The organism is Streptomyces sp. LaPpAH-108 (assembly GCF_000373625.1).
GTDB lineage: Bacteria > Actinomycetota > Actinomycetes > Streptomycetales > Streptomycetaceae > Streptomyces.
This window is the reverse complement of the sequence record NZ_KB891988.1, coordinates 259,520-274,662: the sequence shown is the minus strand read 5'-3', so window position 1 is coordinate 274,662 and position 15,143 is coordinate 259,520. Positions and strand designations below refer to the sequence as shown.

The window sequence follows — 15,143 nt, the reverse complement described above, 5'->3', positions numbered from 1 at the left end:
TCGTGAGCTGACGGGGGGCGCCCCCGGCCCGGAGACTGAGGGTGGGGGTGACCATCCAGCGTAACCCGGTCGGCGCAGTCCTCCGTACCGTTCAGAGCGGGAAGCGGGACACGATCTTCCGCCACCGCCCGGGCAGCTCATCCTCCACCCGCTCCGCCCGCCGCTCCTCGCGCCCGTACAGCAGCCCGTACGTGAACGCGCTCTCCCCCGCCCCCTGCGTCACCGCCGCCAGCTCGCGCAGGGTGCGGCGGGCCATGACGCCGTCCTGGTGGTCACCGAGGAGGGTGGTGAGGGACTTCATGGACTTGACGAGGGCGCGGGCCGGGGCGCCGAGCGCATCTGCGACCGCCTCCGCGCCGTACCGGGTGCGCTTGGCCTTCTTGCGGGCCTCGTGCAGCGTACGGTCGCGCTGCTCGCCGGGCGGCAGCTCCAGGGCTGTCTCCACGAGCCGGGAGAGCTTGGCGAAGTCCGTGCGCAGGGCTTTGGCCAGGGTCTTCCCCGGCTTGCGGGCGGCCCTCTTCAGCAGGGGCGGGTCCGCGAGCAGGGCGTCCAGACCGTCGAGCAAGGCGAGGTAGCGCGCGGAGTCGAGTACGCCGATCAGCCGGGCCCGGGTGCTGTGGTGGCGGGCGCCGGCCCAGCCGGTCAGGCGCTCGCGCACGGGTCCGTCGACCAGGTCGTCGGGGAGGGCGGCGAGGTCGGCGGTCAGGCGCTCGGCCAACACCTCCTGGTCGCGGTCGAGACCGAGTTCCCCGGCGAGCCACTTCAGCTCGGCCGCGAGCGGGGCGGTGGCGGCGCGGTCGAGCACCTGGGGGAAGCCGCGCAGCGCGGAACGGGCCCGGCGGGTGGCCACCCGCATCCGGTGCACGGCGTCGGGCAGATCGCGGCGGACGGCGGGATCGCCGGAGAGGATCACCTCGCGCTGCTCGCGGAGATAGGCGAGAACGTGGTCGCCCGCCGTCATGGGGGCGGCGGGAGTGCCGCTCCCGCTCGCCCGGCCGCCGGTCTCCACCAGCGCGCGGGCCAGCTTGGACGGCGCCTTCGACGGCTTCAGCCCGGCCGCGCGCAGCCGCTTCTCGATCCGGTCCAGGAGGGCGGGGTCGCCGCCGTCGGCCAGCTCGACCTCGGTCTCGGTCCAGTGGGCGGTGCCGCCCGCCCGGTTGAGGCGTTCCGCGGTCACGGTGTCGCTGCTCGCCTCGGCCAGCAGCGTGTCCTCGGCGTCGAGCAGGTGCTGGACGTGGCGGGCGCTGCGGAGCCGCATCACGGGGACCAGTTCGGCGCCCCGGACCCGGGAGCGGACCAGCGCGGCGATCTCCTCGGGCACGGTGTCCGACAGCGGCGCCCGGATCTCGTCGCGGACCCCGGGGGCCACGGGGAACTTCACATGCCATCCGGCGTCCCCGCCCCCGGTGCGGCGGCGCAGGGTGAGGGAGGCGGCGGCGAGCCGTTCGTCGGGGGTGTCGTAGTAGGTGGCGTCCAGCTCGGCCACGCCCCGGTCGACGACCCGGGCCACCCCGGCGGTCCCGGTCACCTCGGGAAAGCCACCGTCTCCCCCCTCGTACTTCCGCTCCACCTCACGCTTCACGTCCACCATGCCCCGAATCTAGAACGCCCCCACGACCCCCAGCCAGCCCCCGGACACACCGAAGGGGCGGGAGCCCCCTCCCGCCCCTCCGCCACATCTCCGAGCCCGGCCGCTCGGGCCTGGCCAAAGCCCGGACGCTCAGGCCCAGCCGAACCCGGCCGATCGAGCCTGGCCGAACCCCGGACGCTCAGGGCCGGCCAAGCCCGGACAATCGAGCCCAGCCGAACCCCGGACGATCGGGCCCGGCCGTGAACCCGGACCGTGAACCCCGGCCCCCGGCCATGCACCCGCCCGTATCCCCCGTCGAACCGCCGGAGGCACTACGCCGACATCGGCCGCTGCACCCGGATCGACTGGAGCAGCCCCACCGCGATCCAGACCGCGAACATCGACGAGCCGCCATAGGAGACGAACGGGAGGGGCAGACCGGTGACCGGCATGATGCCGAGGGTCATGCCGATGTTCTCGAAGGACTGGAAGGCGAACCAGGCGACGATCCCGGCGGCCACGATCGTGCCGTACAGCTCGGTCGAGTCGAAGGCGATACGGCAGGCCCGCCACAGGATGACGCCGAGGAGGAGGATGATCAGGCCCGCGCCCAGGAAGCCCAGCTCTTCGCCCGCGACCGTGAAGACGAAGTCGGTCTGCTGCTCGGGCACGAACTGGCCGGTGGTCTGCGAGCCGTGGAAGAGGCCCGCGCCGGTCAGGCCGCCGGAGCCGATGGCGATGCGGGCCTGGTTGGTGTTGTAGCCGACGCCCGCCGGGTCCAGGTCGGGGTTGGCGAAGGCGGCGAAGCGGTTGATCTGGTACTCGTCCAGGATGTGCAGCTGCCAGATGGCGACGCAGCCGACCACTCCGGTCAGGAGCAGGCCGAAGATCCAGCGGTTGGAGGCGCCGGAGGCGAGCAGCACGCCCAGGATGATGGCCACCATCGCGAGGACCGTGCCGAGGTCGGGCATGAGCAGCACGATCATGATCGGCACGGCGGCCAGGCCGAGCGCCTGCAGGACGGTGCGGTGGTCGGGGTACTTCTTGTCGCCCGCGTCGACCCGGGCCGCGAGCAGCATGGCCATGCCCAGGATGATCGTGACCTTCACGAACTCGGCGGGCTGGAGCGAGAAGCCGCCGCCGAACACGATCCAGTTGCGGCTGCCGTTGATGGTGGCGCCGAGCGGGGTGAGGACGAGCAGCACCCCGAGCAGGGAGACGCCGTAGAGGACCGGCACGGCGTTGCGCAGGGCGCGGTGGCCCAGCCAGACCGTGCCGGCCATCAGGGCGAGCCCGATGCCGAGGTTCATCAGGTGCCGGAGCAGGAAGTAGTACGGGTCGCCCTGGTTGATCTCCGTGCGGTTGCGGGTCGCGGAGAAGACCAGCAGCGAGCCGATCAGGGACAGCGCCAGGGCCGCGAGCAGTATCGGCCAGTCGAGCCTGCGGGCGACGGAGTCGCGGGCGAGGAGCCTGGTCCAGCCGGCCCGCTCGGGGCCGTATCCGGAGACGGAGAAGCTGTTGCCGGTCATGTGCGCGTCCTCCGGCTTCCCCTCCGGCGGGGCCGCCTGCGGGTGTTGCTGTTGGTGTTGTCCGTGGGCGCGGTGGCCGCGGGCTGCTCGTCCTCGCCGTTGCTGGCGTTGTTCTTCTGGGCGGCCTCGACGTCCTTGGCGGGGTCACCGACGATCTTGGGGGCGGTGACGGTGCCGTCGGGGCGGACCTTGGGCAGGTCCTTCTGCGGCTCGGGCAGCAGGGCCTTCTTGTTGTCGATGGAGCCGTCGCCCTGGACGCCGTAGAGCGCGCTGTAGATGTTGCGCACGGCCTCACCGGAGGCTCCGGAACCCGTACCGGCCTGGGCGATCGTCATGATCACCGTGTAGTCCTTGGAGTAGGTGGCCAGCCAGGAGGTGGTCTGCTTGCCGTAGACCTCGGCGGTACCGGTCTTGGCGTGCAGCGGGATCTTGTCCTGCGGCCAGCCGCTGAACTTCCAGGCGGCGGTTCCCCGGGTGACGACGCCCGCGAAGGCGTCGTCCATGCCCTTGAGGGTGGCCTTGCTGACGGGGAGCCGGCCGGTCTTCTTCGGCTTGATCGGCGTGATCGTCTTGCCGTCGGGGCTGATGATCGCCTTGCCGATGGTCGGCTGGTACATCGTGCCGCCGTTGGCGACGGCGCCGTAGATCCGCGCCTCCTGGATCGGCGTGACGAGGGTGTCGCCCTGGCCGATGGAGTAGTTGATCGAGTCACCCTCGCGCATCTTGTTGCCTTCGAGGCAGTTCTCGTACGCGATCTTCTCGACGTAGGAGCCGTCCTTCTTGCCGGACTTGCACCAGGCGTCCTTGTTGGCCTTCCAGTAGTCGAGCTTCCACTGGCGGTCGGGGACGCGGCCGGTGACCTCGTTGGGGAGGTCGACGCCGGTCTCCTGGCCGAGGCCGAACTGGTGGGCGGCCTTGTAGAAGTAGTCCTTGGGCTGGCCCTTCTTGGGGTTGATGCCGCCGTCCTTCTTCCACTCCTGGTCGGCGAGGTAGTAGAAGACGGTGTCGCAGGAGACCTCGAGCGCGCGGCCCAGCGGGATCGGGCCGAAGCTCTCGCCCTCGAAGTTCTTGAAGACCTGGTTGCCGACCGAGTACGAACTCGTGCACGGGTAGCGGCCGTTGAAGTCGTAGCCCGCCTCGACCGCGGCGGCGGTGGAGATCACCTTGAAGGTGGAGCCCGGTGCGGCCTGGCCCTGGATGGCCCGGTTGAGCAGCGGGTAGTCGCTGTTCTTGCCGGTGAGGGCCTTGTAGTCCTTGGCGGAGATGCCGCCCACCCAGACGTTGGGGTCGTAGGTGGGGGCGGAGGCCATGGCGACGATGCGGCCGGTCTTGGCCTCCATGACGACCACGGCGCCGGAGTCGGCCTTGTAGTTGGTGCCGGTGATCTTGTCGAACTGCTGGCGGGCGACCTTCATGGCCTTGTCCAGTTCGTACTCCGCGACGCGCTGGACGCGGGAGTCGATGCTGGTGACCAGGTTGGAACCGGCCTCCGCGGGGTCGGCCTTGGCCTTGCCGATGACCCGGCCGAGGTTGTCCACCTCGTAGCGGGTGACACCGGCCTTGCCGCGCAGTTCCTTGTCGTACTGCCGCTCCAGGCCGGAGCGGCCCACCATGTCGGAGCGCAGATACGGCGAGTCGGTGTTCTTGGCCTTCTGGATCTCGTCGTCGGTGACGGGCGAGAGGTAGCCGAGGACCTGGGAGGTGTTGGACTTGCCGGGGGCGCCGTAGCGGCGCACGGCCTCGGGCTCGGCGGTGATGCCGGGGAAGTCCTCGGCGCGCTCGCGGATCTGGAGGGCCTGCTTGGGCGTGGCCTCGTCGGTGATCGGGATCGGCTGGTACGGCGAGCCGTTCCAGCAGGGCTGGGGGGTCTTCGCGTCGCAGAGCCGGACCTTCTGCTCGACGTCCTCGGTCTTCAGGCCGAGCACGCCCGCGAGCTTGGCGAGGACCGCCTTGCCGTCGTCCTTCTGCTTGAGGAGGTCGGTGCGGGAGGCGGAGACGACCAGGCGGGTCTCGTTGTCCGCGAGGGGGACGCCGCGCGCGTCGAGGATGTCACCGCGCACGGCGGGGTCGACGACCTGCTGGACGTGGTTGCCGGATGCTTCGCGCTGGTACTCGGCGCCCTGGCGGATCTGGAGGTACCACAGGCGTCCGCCGAGGGTGCCGAGGAGGGAGAGGACGAGGATCTGGATGACGACGAGTCGGATCTGGACCCGTGGGGTCCGACCGGTCTCGGGAATGTTGGTCACTGCGGCTGCTCCCCCTCTCAGTGCGCGGACGCGGATGCGTGGACGCGTACGTGAACGTGTGTGCGTACGAACGATGAACGCGGGGCCGGGGTCGGCCCGTTCCCCCGAAGCTGCCTCTTTCGGGTGAAGTCGCCCGGTGTCACAGCCGCTTGACCCCCTTGATGCGGCCGACCCGGGCGGAGCGGGTGCGGGCCTTGGCCTTGAGGGTGCCGAGGCCGCCGCGCCCGCCGCCGACGCGCAGACCAGTGCCGGAGGAGAGCCAGCCCGAGGAGATGTTCCCGGCCTTGACCGAGGGGCCGCTCTCGGTGAGCGGGTCGTTGTCGGTGCGGCGGGCCAGCCACATGACGCCGGGCACGACGAACGGCGCGAGCAGCAGGTCGTAGAGCGCGGCGGAGAACAGCAGCCCGGTCAGGCCGACATGACGGGCGGCGGTGTCCCCGACGAGGGCGCCGACGCCCGCGTAGAGCAGCGTGGAGCCGACCGCGGCGGCGACCACGACGGCCATCGGGCCGATCGCGGACTTCAGCCGCCCGTTCTCCGGTCTGACGAGCCCGGCGCAGTAGCCGATGACGCAGAGCACGAGCGCGTAGCGTCCGGCCGCGTGGTCGGCGGGCGGGGCGAGGTCGGCGAGGAGTCCCGCGCCGAAGCCGACGAGGGCGCCGCCGACATGGCCGTAGACCATGGCGAGGCCGACGACGGTGAGCAGCAGCAGGTCGGGCACGGCGCCGGGCAGGTGCAGCCGGGCGAGGACGCTCACCTGGATCACCAGGGCGACGACGACCAGTGCGGCGGCGAGCAGAATGCGGTTGAGGCGCATGGTGGTTCGGCTCCTACTGCTGCTGCTCGTCGGTGGACCCGGGCGCGTCGGCCGAGGGGGTGACCGTCACGGTCACGGTCGGCGTCGGGACCGGCTTGGGCTTGGTGGGCAGGACCTCGTCGCGCGGGTCCTTCTTGGGCCCGGAGACGACGACGCCGACGATGTCGAGCTTGCTGAAGCCGACGTACGGCGTGACGTACAGGGTGCGGGTCAGACCGCCGCCGGAGGGGTCGACGCGGGAGACCACGCCGACCGGGACACCCGGCACGAACGGTTTGTCGGCCTGGGAGCCGAAGGTGACCAGGCGGTCGCCCTTCTTCACCTCGGCCTTGCCGTTGAGGAGTTCGACGCGCAGCGGGCGGTCGCCCTGCCCGGAGGCGAAGCCGAGTTCGTCGCTGCCCTCCATGCGGGTGCCGACGGTGAAGTCGGGGTCGTTGGCGAGCAGCACGGTGGCGGTGCCGGGGCCGACGGTGGTGACGCGGCCGACCAGGCCGTCGCCGTTGAGCACCGTCATGTCGCGCTTGATGCCGTCGTCGGCGCCCGCGTCGATGGTGATGGTCCAGGAGAAGCCCTGGGCCGCTCCTATGGCGATGACTTGCGCGCCCTTGATGCCGTACTGGCCCTCTCCGGCGATCTTCAGCATCCGGTCGAGCTGGTTCAGGCGGCTGCGGTTGCGGTCGTCGCTGCCGAGCTTGGCCTTGAGGGCCGCGTTCTCCTTCTCCAGCGTGGCCAGGCGGTCGTGGCGGGTGCCGGAGTCACGGACGGCGGAGACGGCCTCGCCGACCGGGTCGACCGCGGAGGACAGTCCGTTCTCGATCGGGCCGAACGCCGCGGCAGCGGCATGCCGGGCGCCGTCGACCGGCGAGTTCCGGCCCCCGCGGATGTCCACCGTGATCAGTGCGAACGCGATGGCGATCAGCAGGACCAGGAGCAGCCGGCTCTCTTTCGTGTCCCTCACGTGCGGCGGCCGTGCCTTCCTCAATAGGAATTCGAGGACTGCCGGAAAAACGCCAACACGAAAGGAAGCGCCAATCCGAGCGGTCCGTTTGCGGGAGCTTATGCCTCTATATCAACGATCCGCCGCACGAGCGAAGAACGTCTCGTACGGCGGAATCGAAGTGTTACGTCATCTGCGCGGCTGCGCGTCCAGCACCTGCTGCAGTGCCTCGAACTCCTCGACGCACTTGCCGGAACCCAGCGCGACGCTGTCGAGCGGGTCCTCGGCGATGTGGATCGGCATGCCGGTCTCGCGGCGCAGCCGCTCGTCGAGGCCGCGCAGCAGGGCGCCGCCGCCGGTCAGCACGATGCCCCGGTCCATGATGTCGCCGGACAGCTCCGGCGGGCACTTGTCCAGGGTCGTCTTGACGGCGTCGACGATCGCGTTGACCGGCTCCTCGATCGCCTTGCGCACCTCAGCGGCGGAGATGACGACGGTCTTGGGCAGGCCGGACACCAGGTCCCGGCCCCGGACTTCGGTGTGCTCGTCGGTGTCGAGGTCGTACGCCGAACCGATCGTGATCTTGATCTGCTCGGCCGTGCGCTCACCCAGCAGAAGGCTGTACTCCTTCTTGATGTACTGGATGATCGCGTTGTCCAGTTCGTCGCCCGCGACGCGGATGGACTGCGCGGTGACGATGCCGCCGAGCGAGATGACCGCGACCTCCGTGGTGCCGCCGCCGATGTCCACCACCATGTTGCCCGTGGCCTCGTGGACCGGCAGGCCGGAGCCGATGGCGGCTGCCATGGGCTCCTCGATGATGTGCACCTGGCGCGCGCCGGCCTGCGAGGACGCCTCGATGACGGCGCGGCGCTCGACGCCCGTGATGCCCGAGGGCACGCACACGACGACGCGCGGACGGGCGAGATACCGCCGCTTGTGGATCTTCAGGATGAAGTAGCGGAGCATCCGCTCGGTGATCTCGAAGTCGGCGATGACGCCGTCCTTCAGCGGGCGCACGGCGACGATGTTGCCCGGCGTCCGGCCGATCATCTTCTTGGCTTCGGCACCGACCGCGAGGATGCCACCGGTGTTGGTGTTGATGGCGACGACGGACGGCTCGTTGAGTACGATCCCGCGACCCCTGACGTACACCAGCGTGTTGGCGGTCCCGAGGTCGACAGCCATGTCACGGCCGATGAACGACATTGAGTTCCCCATCAGGATTCGTCTGGCCTTCCCACGAGCTTTTGAGGGCTTTTCAGGTAGGCGAGGTGGGTGCGGTGACGTGAAGGGTTCCATCGTAGACGCGCCTTCACGGACATCGCGCGAGGGTCTTCGCCATTGTCAGCAGATGACGCGGCGCCTCGCTTGTGGAGACGGCCCATCGGGGGCACACGTTCCCCCGATCGGCAACGCATATGCCAAGGGACGGCCGAAATCGTACGGCCGTCCCAGGTCCGGGCGTCCTGCCGACCTGACGGTCACTCAGAAAAATTCTCGGAAACTCCGCACGGCGTGGCCCGGACGGGCCGCCGGGCACCGGTCAGACACGACCCGGGAAGAAGATCTTCACCTCGCGTTCGGCCGACTCCTCGGAGTCGGACGCGTGGATCAGGTTCTCGCGGACGATCACGCCGTAGTCACCGCGGATGGACCCGGGAGCCGCGGCGATCGGGTCCGTCGGACCGGCGAGCTGCCGCACACCCTCGATGACCCGCTCACCCTCGACGATCAGCGCGACGACCGGACCGGAGGACATGAACTCGACCAGCGGCTCGTAGAAAGGCTTGCCCTTGTGCTCGCCGTAGTGCAGCTCCAGCGTGTCCTGGTCCAGTGTGCGCAGCTCCAGCGCCGTGATCCGCCAGTCGGCCTTCCGCTCGATACGGCTGATGATCTCGCCGGTCAGGCCACGACGGACGGCGTCGGGCTTGAGCAGGACGAGGGTGCGCTGGGTCACGGAAGGCTCCTTAGGACTGACGTGTGCGGTGGCACGAGATTACAGGGCGTGTCGTGGCACTCGTCACGCAGCGTCAGGTGTGGAGGTGGGCTCGGCCGCCGCGGCGAACCGGGCCTTCGCTTCATCCACCTTTCGGCCATAGTGCACCGACGCCCACCACAGGGCGGCGAAGACCGCGCCCATGATGTACATCATCGGCACGAAGATGCCCGAGACGATGAGGGCGAGCTGGAGGGCCCAGCCGAGGGCGACGCCGCCGGGGCGGGTCACCATGCCGCACAGCAGCACGGACAGGGCCATGGCGATCCCGCACACCAGCCACACCGTGGACATGGCGAGCGAGGGGTCCTTCATGGCCACCAGGCCCGCGAAACCGATGATGAAGAACTCACCGATCAGCGTCGATGAACAGAGCGTACGCACGACGGAACCTCTCAGCCCTTCCCGAGCAGCAGGCGTGCCTCGCCCACCGTGATGACCGAACCAGTGACGAGCACACCGCCACCCGAGAACTCGCCCTCCTCCTCGGCCAGCGTGATCGCGGCCTCCAGGGCTTCCGGCAGCTGCGGCTCGACCTGGACCCGGTCCTCGCCGAACACCTCGACGGCGACGGCGGCCAGCTCGTCCGCGTCCATGGCGCGGTGGCTGGAGTTCTGGGTGATCACGACCTCCGTGAACAGCGGCTCGAACGCCTCCAGGAGTCCGCGCACGTTCTTGTCCGCGCTCGCGCCGACCACACCGATCAGCCGGCTGAAGTCGAACGCCTCGCGCACCGCCTCGGCGGCGGCCTCGGCCCCGGCCGGGTTGTGGGCGGCGTCCAGCACGACGGTCGGGGAGCGGCGGACGACCTCCAGTCGGCCGGGGCTCGCGACGGACGCGAACGCCTTGCGCACGGTGTCGATGTCCAGCGGCTGGGCCCGCTCGGCGCCGACGCCGAAGAACGCCTCCACGGCGGCGAGGGCCACGGCAGCGTTGTGCGCCTGGTGGGCGCCGTGCAGCGGGAGGTAGACCTCCGGGTACTCGCCGCCCAGGCCGCGCAGGGTGACCAGCTGTCCGCCGACCGCGACCTGCCGGTCCACCACGCCGAACTCCAGACCCTCGCGGGCCACGGTGGCGTTCTCCTCGACGGCCTTCTTCAGCAGCACCTGCGCCGCGTCCACCGGCTGCTGCGCCATGATCACGGTCGAGTCCGGCTTGATGATCCCGGACTTCTCGACGGCGATCTGCTCGGGGGTCTCCCCCAGCCGGTCGGTGTGGTCCAGGCCGATGGGGGTGATCACGGCGACGTCGCCGTCGATCACGTTCGTCGCGTCCCAGCTGCCGCCCATGCCGACCTCGACCACGGCGACGTCCACGGGCGCGTCGGCGAAGGCGGCGTACGCCATGCCGGTCAGCACCTCGAAGAAGGACAGCCGGTACTCCTGGGAGGCGTCCACCATCTCGATGTACGGCTTGATGTCCTGGTACGTCTCGATGAACCGCTCGGCGCTGATCGGGGCGCCGTCCAGGCTGATCCGCTCGGTCACGGACTGCACGTGGGGGCTGGTGTAGCGGCCGGTGCGCAGCTCGAAGGCGCCGAGCAGGGCCTCGATCATGCGGGCGGTGGAGGTCTTGCCGTTGGTGCCGGTGATGTGGAGGGAGGGGTACGTGCGCTGGGGCTCGCCGAGTACGTCCATCAGGGCGGCGATGCGGGTGACGGAGGGCTCCAGCTTGGTCTCGCCCCAGCGGCTCGCCAGCTCCGTCTCGACCTCGCGCAGGGCGCGGTCGAGTTCGGGGTCCTCGGGGCGGGCCGGCACGTCCGCCTGCGGCGGGCCGCCCTGGGTGCGCAGGGTGCGGCTGCCCGCCTCGATCACGGCGAGGTCGGGGTCGCGGTCGGTCTCCTCCGCGATGATCTCTTCGAAGGGGTCGGGGCTGTCGTTACCGGGCTGCTCGTCGCTCACGGGGCCAGTTTACGGAGCGGTGGGGTGGTTGCGCGTGGTGGTCCGGGTGCGAGTGCGTTGTGCCTGATCGCGCAGTTCCCCGCGCCCCTGAAACCCCCTCGCCGTGGGCGGTCCCGCCGGTGGTGGAGTGCGGGTGCATCGTGGCTTGTCGCGCAGTTCCCCGCGCCCCTTAAAAGCAAAAAGCACCCCCCTCCCCCCACCTGCCGCCGCTGCGGGCAGTCGTGCCGCTGGGGCGGCACGGGTGGGCGCAGCGGCACCCCGCACGCGCGGGCAAGCGAAGGCCCCCGGCGCCGACCGCAGCACCGGGGGCCTTCCAAACTCTGCCGCGCTTACGCAGCCGGCAAGCGGTCCAGCTGGGACTGGAGGCGGGTCAGGTCCTCCTCCGCCTTGGCGAGGCGGCCTCGGATCTTGTCGACCACCGCGTCCGGCGCCTTGGCGAGGAACGCCTCGTTGCCGAGCTTGGCCGTCGCGGCGGACTTCTCCTTCTCCGCCGCCGCGAGGTCCTTCGCCAGGCGCTTGCGCTCCGCGGCGACGTCGATCGTGCCGGAGAGGTCGAGGGCGACCTCGGCACCGGCGACCGGGAGGGTGGCCGTCGCCGTGAAGGACTCGCCCTCCGGCTGGAGGCGCAGGAGCTGGCGGATCGCCGCCTCGTGCGGGACGAGGGCCGTGCCGGACAGGGTCAGCCGGGCCGGGACGCGCTGCCCGGGCTGCAGCCCCTGGTCGGCGCGGAAGCGGCGGACCTCGGTGATGACCGACTGGAGGGATTCGATCTCCCGCTCGGCCGCAGCGTCACGGAAGCCGGAGTCGGTCGGCCACTCGGCGATGACCAGCGACTCCCCGCCCGTCAGCGTCGTCCACAGCGTCTCGGTGACGAAGGGGACCACCGGGTGCAGCAGCTTGAGCGTGACGTCCAGGACCTCGCCGAGGACCCGCTGGGAGACCTCGGCCGCCTCGCCGCCCGCCTGGAAGGTCGTCTTGGACAGCTCGACGTACCAGTCGAAGACCTCGTCCCACGCGAAGTGGAACAGCGCGTCGGAGAGCTTGGCGAACTGGTAGTCCTCGTAGAGCGCGTCGACTTCGGCGACCACCGAGTTGAGGCGGGAGAGGATCCAGCGGTCGGTGGCGGACATCGCCGACGGCTCGGGCAGCGGCCCCTCGACCGTCGCGCCGTTCATCAGCGCGAAGCGGGTCGCGTTCCAGATCTTGTTGGCGAAGTTGCGCGAGCCCTGGACCCAGTCCTCGCCGATCGGCACGTCGACGCCCGGGTTGGCGCCGCGCGCGAGGGTGAAGCGCAGCGCGTCGGAGCCGTACTTGTCCATCCAGTCCAGCGGGTTGACGACGTTCCCGAAGGACTTCGACATCTTCTTGCCGAACTGGTCGCGGACCATGCCGTGCAGGGCGATGGTGTGGAACGGCGGGGTGCCGTCCATCGCGTAGAGGCCGAACATCATCATCCGGGCGACCCAGAAGAAGAGGATGTCGTAGCCGGTGACCAGGACGGAGTTCGGGTAGAACTTCGCGAGCGATTCGGTCTGCTCGGGCCAGCCCAGGGTGGAGAAGGGCCACAGGCCGGAGGAGAACCAGGTGTCGAGGACGTCGCTGTCCTGGTGCCAGCCCTCGCCGGTGGGCGGCTCCTCGTCGGGGCCGACGCAGACGACCTCGCCGTCCGGGCCGTACCAGACCGGGATGCGGTGGCCCCACCACAGCTGGCGCGAGATGCACCAGTCGTGGAGGTTGTCGACCCAGTCGAAGTACCGCTTCTCCATCTCCTGCGGGTGGATCTTGACCTTGCCGTCGCGGACCGCGTCACCGGCGGCCTGGGCGAGCGGGCCGACCTTGACCCACCACTGCATGGACAGGCGCGGCTCGATGGTGGTCTTGCAGCGCGAGCAGTGGCCGACCGAGTGGACGTAGGGCCGCTTCTCGGCGACGATCCGGCCGTCGGCGCGCAGGGCGGCGACGATCGCGGAGCGGGCCTCCAGGCGGTCCAGGCCCTGGAAGGGGCCGGGGGTGGTGATGACGGCGTGCTCGTCCATGACGGTGATGGACGGCAGGTCGTGCCGCTGGCCGATCTCGAAGTCGTTCGGGTCGTGGGCGGGCGTCACCTTGACGGCGCCGGTGCCGAACTCGGGGTCGACGTGCTCGTCGGCGACGACCGGGATGGAGCGGTCGGTCAGCGGGAGCTTGATGAGCTTGCCGATGAGGTGCTGGTAGCGCTCGTCGTCGGGGTGGACGGCGACGGCCGTGTCTCCGAGCATCGTCTCGGCGCGGGTGGTGGCGACGACGATCGTCTCGTCCCCGTCGCCGTACTTCATGGAGACCAGTTCGCCGTCGTCGTCCTGGTACTCGACCTCGATGTCGGAGATCGCGGTCAGACAGCGCGGGCACCAGTTGATGATGCGCTCGGCGCGGTAGATCAGCTCGTCGTCGTAGAGGCGCTTGAAGATGGTCTGGACGGCCTGGGACAGGCCCTCGTCCATGGTGAAGCGCTCGCGGGACCAGGCGACGCCGTCGCCGAGGCGGCGCATCTGGCCGGAGATCTGGCCGCCGGACTCGGCCTTCCACTGCCAGACGCGCTCGACGAACTCCTCGCGGCCCAGGTCGTGGCGGGACTTGCCCTCCTTGGCCAGCTCGCGCTCGACCACGTTCTGGGTGGCGATGCCCGCGTGGTCCATGCCGGGCTGCCACAGGGTCTCGAAGCCCTGCATCCGCTTGCGGCGGGTCAGCGCGTCGATGATCGTGTGCTCGAAGGCGTGGCCCAGGTGGAGGCTGCCGGTGACGTTGGGCGGGGGGATGACGACGGTGAAGGGCGGCTTGTCGCTCTTCGCGTCCGCCTCGAAGTAGCCCCGCTCCACCCAGCGCTCGTACAGCGGCCCCTCTACATCGGCCGGCGCGTACTGGGTCGGCAGTTCGGTGTCGGGCGCTGATGGCTGCTGCTGAGCGTTCTCGGTCACGGGGGTCAGTTTAGAGGTGCCGGGGGGTGGTCCAGAAACGCGTTTGTTCTGTAACGGTGCGGCCCCCGGTGCCGTGCCCCTGTCACGGCTGGGCCAGGATGGCGGGGACACAGGAGCGTGTGGAGGGGAACCGAGGAATGAGCAGCAACCAGCCGGGCCCGTACGGCGGACCGCCCCAGCAGCCGGGTCCGTACGGCCCGCCGCCCGGGCAGCCCGGCCCGTACGCCCAGCCGGGCCCCTACGGACAGCAGCCGCCGCCCGCGCCCCGGCCCGGCTACGGCTATCCCCCGCAGGGTGCGGCCCCGGTACCGCCCCCGCCGCCCCCGCCCGGGGCCCCGCAGCCGGGGTACGCGTACCCGCAGCAGGGCGTGCCGCAGCAGAACCCCTACGGGCAGCAGCCGCCGAACCCGTACGGCCAGCAGCCGCCCTACGGCCCGCCGTCCTACGGGGCTCCGCAGGCGCCGGTGCCCACCGGGGGCAAGAAGAAGACCGGGCTGATCGTCGGGGCGGCCGTGGTGGCCGTCGCCGTGGTGGTGGGCGCGTTCTTCGCCTTCAGCGGTGGTGACGACGGGTCCGCCTCGGTCGCGGACGACGGCCCGCACAAGCTGGTGACGCCCTCCCAGGTGCTCTCCGAGTACCACAAGGGCAAGAGCGACGCGGGCGCCATGACCCAGGACGACCTGAAGGACGCCGAGACCTGGGGCGTGCAGGACCCGAAGGACGTGACCGCCGAGTACGCGGCCGGGAACGAGGCGAACCCGCTGAGCAAGAAGCTCATGGAGTTCGGCGGGGTCTACGGCACGGTCGCCGACCCGGAGAAGACCGTGGACGCGATGTTCGCCTATCTGAAGGACCAGGGGAACAAGGACGAGGAGAACAAGTACAAGCTGGTGGGCGAGCCGGAGTCGTTCACTCCCGCCGCGCTCGGGGACGCCGTGCTCAAGTGCCAGCACGCCAAGGTGGCCACCGACAGCACCGCCAAGGGGATGCCCGAGCAGATGACCGTCTCGGTCTGTGTGTGGGGCGACCACAGCACCATCGGGTTCGTGATGCCGATGGACATCGCCACGCTCGCGGCGGGCCGCCCCAGTGACCTGGAGGCCGACGCCGACCTGGTGGCGCGGCTGCGCAAGGAGATCCGCGTCGCGGCCTGACCGGGTCGCGGCGTGACGGTTTCACGCGAGAGGGCC

Annotated in this window: 11 protein-coding genes; 1 reads left to right on the top strand and 10 read right to left on the bottom strand. The window is 70.5% G+C overall.

All coding sequences use genetic code 11. The features are described from left to right. Positions 1-91: 91 nt before the first annotated feature. From B079_RS0107305 to B079_RS0107260, 10 genes are all read right to left on the bottom strand, one after another. Positions 92-1,591, bottom strand: coding sequence for a CYTH and CHAD domain-containing protein (locus B079_RS0107305; RefSeq protein ID WP_018545124.1), 1,500 nt, complete (start codon positions 1,589-1,591; stop codon positions 92-94). Positions 1,592-1,902: 311 nt separating this feature from the next. Continuing rightward, positions 1,903-3,099, bottom strand: coding sequence for a rod shape-determining protein RodA (gene rodA, locus B079_RS0107300; protein WP_018545123.1), 1,197 nt, complete (start codon positions 3,097-3,099; stop codon positions 1,903-1,905). Beyond that, positions 3,096-5,345: a penicillin-binding protein 2 gene (mrdA, locus tag B079_RS0107295; RefSeq protein ID WP_018545122.1), complete on the bottom strand. Its 2,250-nt coding sequence runs from the start codon at positions 5,343-5,345 to the stop codon at positions 3,096-3,098. The genes rodA and mrdA overlap by 4 nt, the downstream gene beginning before the upstream one ends. 139 nt (positions 5,346-5,484) lie before the next feature. After that, positions 5,485-6,162: a rod shape-determining protein MreD gene (gene mreD / locus B079_RS0107290; RefSeq protein WP_018545121.1), complete on the bottom strand. Its 678-nt coding sequence runs from the start codon at positions 6,160-6,162 to the stop codon at positions 5,485-5,487. Positions 6,163-6,175: 13 nt separating this feature from the next. Further along, entirely contained in the window at positions 6,176-7,120 is a 945-nt protein-coding gene (mreC, locus tag B079_RS0107285) for a rod shape-determining protein MreC (protein ID WP_018545120.1), read from the bottom strand. A gap of 168 nt (positions 7,121-7,288) precedes the next feature. Further along, entirely contained in the window at positions 7,289-8,308 is a 1,020-nt protein-coding gene (locus tag B079_RS0107280; protein ID WP_014672705.1) for a rod shape-determining protein, read from the bottom strand. A gap of 337 nt (positions 8,309-8,645) precedes the next feature. Further along, positions 8,646-9,059: a nucleoside-diphosphate kinase gene (ndk, locus tag B079_RS0107275; RefSeq protein WP_018545119.1), complete on the bottom strand. Its 414-nt coding sequence runs from the start codon at positions 9,057-9,059 to the stop codon at positions 8,646-8,648. Positions 9,060-9,122: 63 nt separating this feature from the next. Continuing rightward, positions 9,123-9,482: a DUF4233 domain-containing protein gene (locus B079_RS0107270; RefSeq protein ID WP_018545118.1), complete on the bottom strand. Its 360-nt coding sequence runs from the start codon at positions 9,480-9,482 to the stop codon at positions 9,123-9,125. An 11-nt stretch (positions 9,483-9,493) separates the two neighbouring features. Further along, the gene (folC, locus tag B079_RS0107265; protein ID WP_018545117.1) at positions 9,494-10,999 is read right to left on the bottom strand and encodes a bifunctional tetrahydrofolate synthase/dihydrofolate synthase; all 1,506 of its coding nucleotides are present in this window, start codon (positions 10,997-10,999) and stop codon (positions 9,494-9,496) included. A gap of 329 nt (positions 11,000-11,328) precedes the next feature. Further along, complete coding sequence (locus B079_RS0107260) at positions 11,329-13,953, bottom strand: valine--tRNA ligase (protein ID WP_018545116.1); 2,625 nt, start codon at positions 13,951-13,953, stop codon at positions 11,329-11,331. Positions 13,954-14,090: 137 nt separating this feature from the next. On the opposite strand from B079_RS0107260, the gene B079_RS35445 reads away from it, so the two are divergent. Continuing rightward, positions 14,091-15,107: a hypothetical protein gene (locus B079_RS35445; RefSeq protein ID WP_018545115.1), complete on the top strand. Its 1,017-nt coding sequence runs from the start codon at positions 14,091-14,093 to the stop codon at positions 15,105-15,107. Positions 15,108-15,143 lie beyond the last annotated feature (36 nt).

Coding starts and splice junctions, on each gene's coding strand:
- rodA (WP_018545123.1), bottom strand. CDS start 3,099: ATGACCGGCAACAGCTTCTCCGTCTCCGGATACGGCCCCGAGCGGGCC.
- B079_RS0107280 (WP_014672705.1), bottom strand. CDS start 8,308: ATGTCGTTCATCGGCCGTGACATGGCTGTCGACCTCGGGACCGCCAAC.
- B079_RS35445 (WP_018545115.1), top strand. CDS start 14,091: ATGAGCAGCAACCAGCCGGGCCCGTACGGCGGACCGCCCCAGCAGCCG.
- B079_RS0107305 (WP_018545124.1), bottom strand. CDS start 1,591: ATGGTGGACGTGAAGCGTGAGGTGGAGCGGAAGTACGAGGGGGGAGAC.
- mreD (WP_018545121.1), bottom strand. CDS start 6,162: ATGCGCCTCAACCGCATTCTGCTCGCCGCCGCACTGGTCGTCGTCGCC.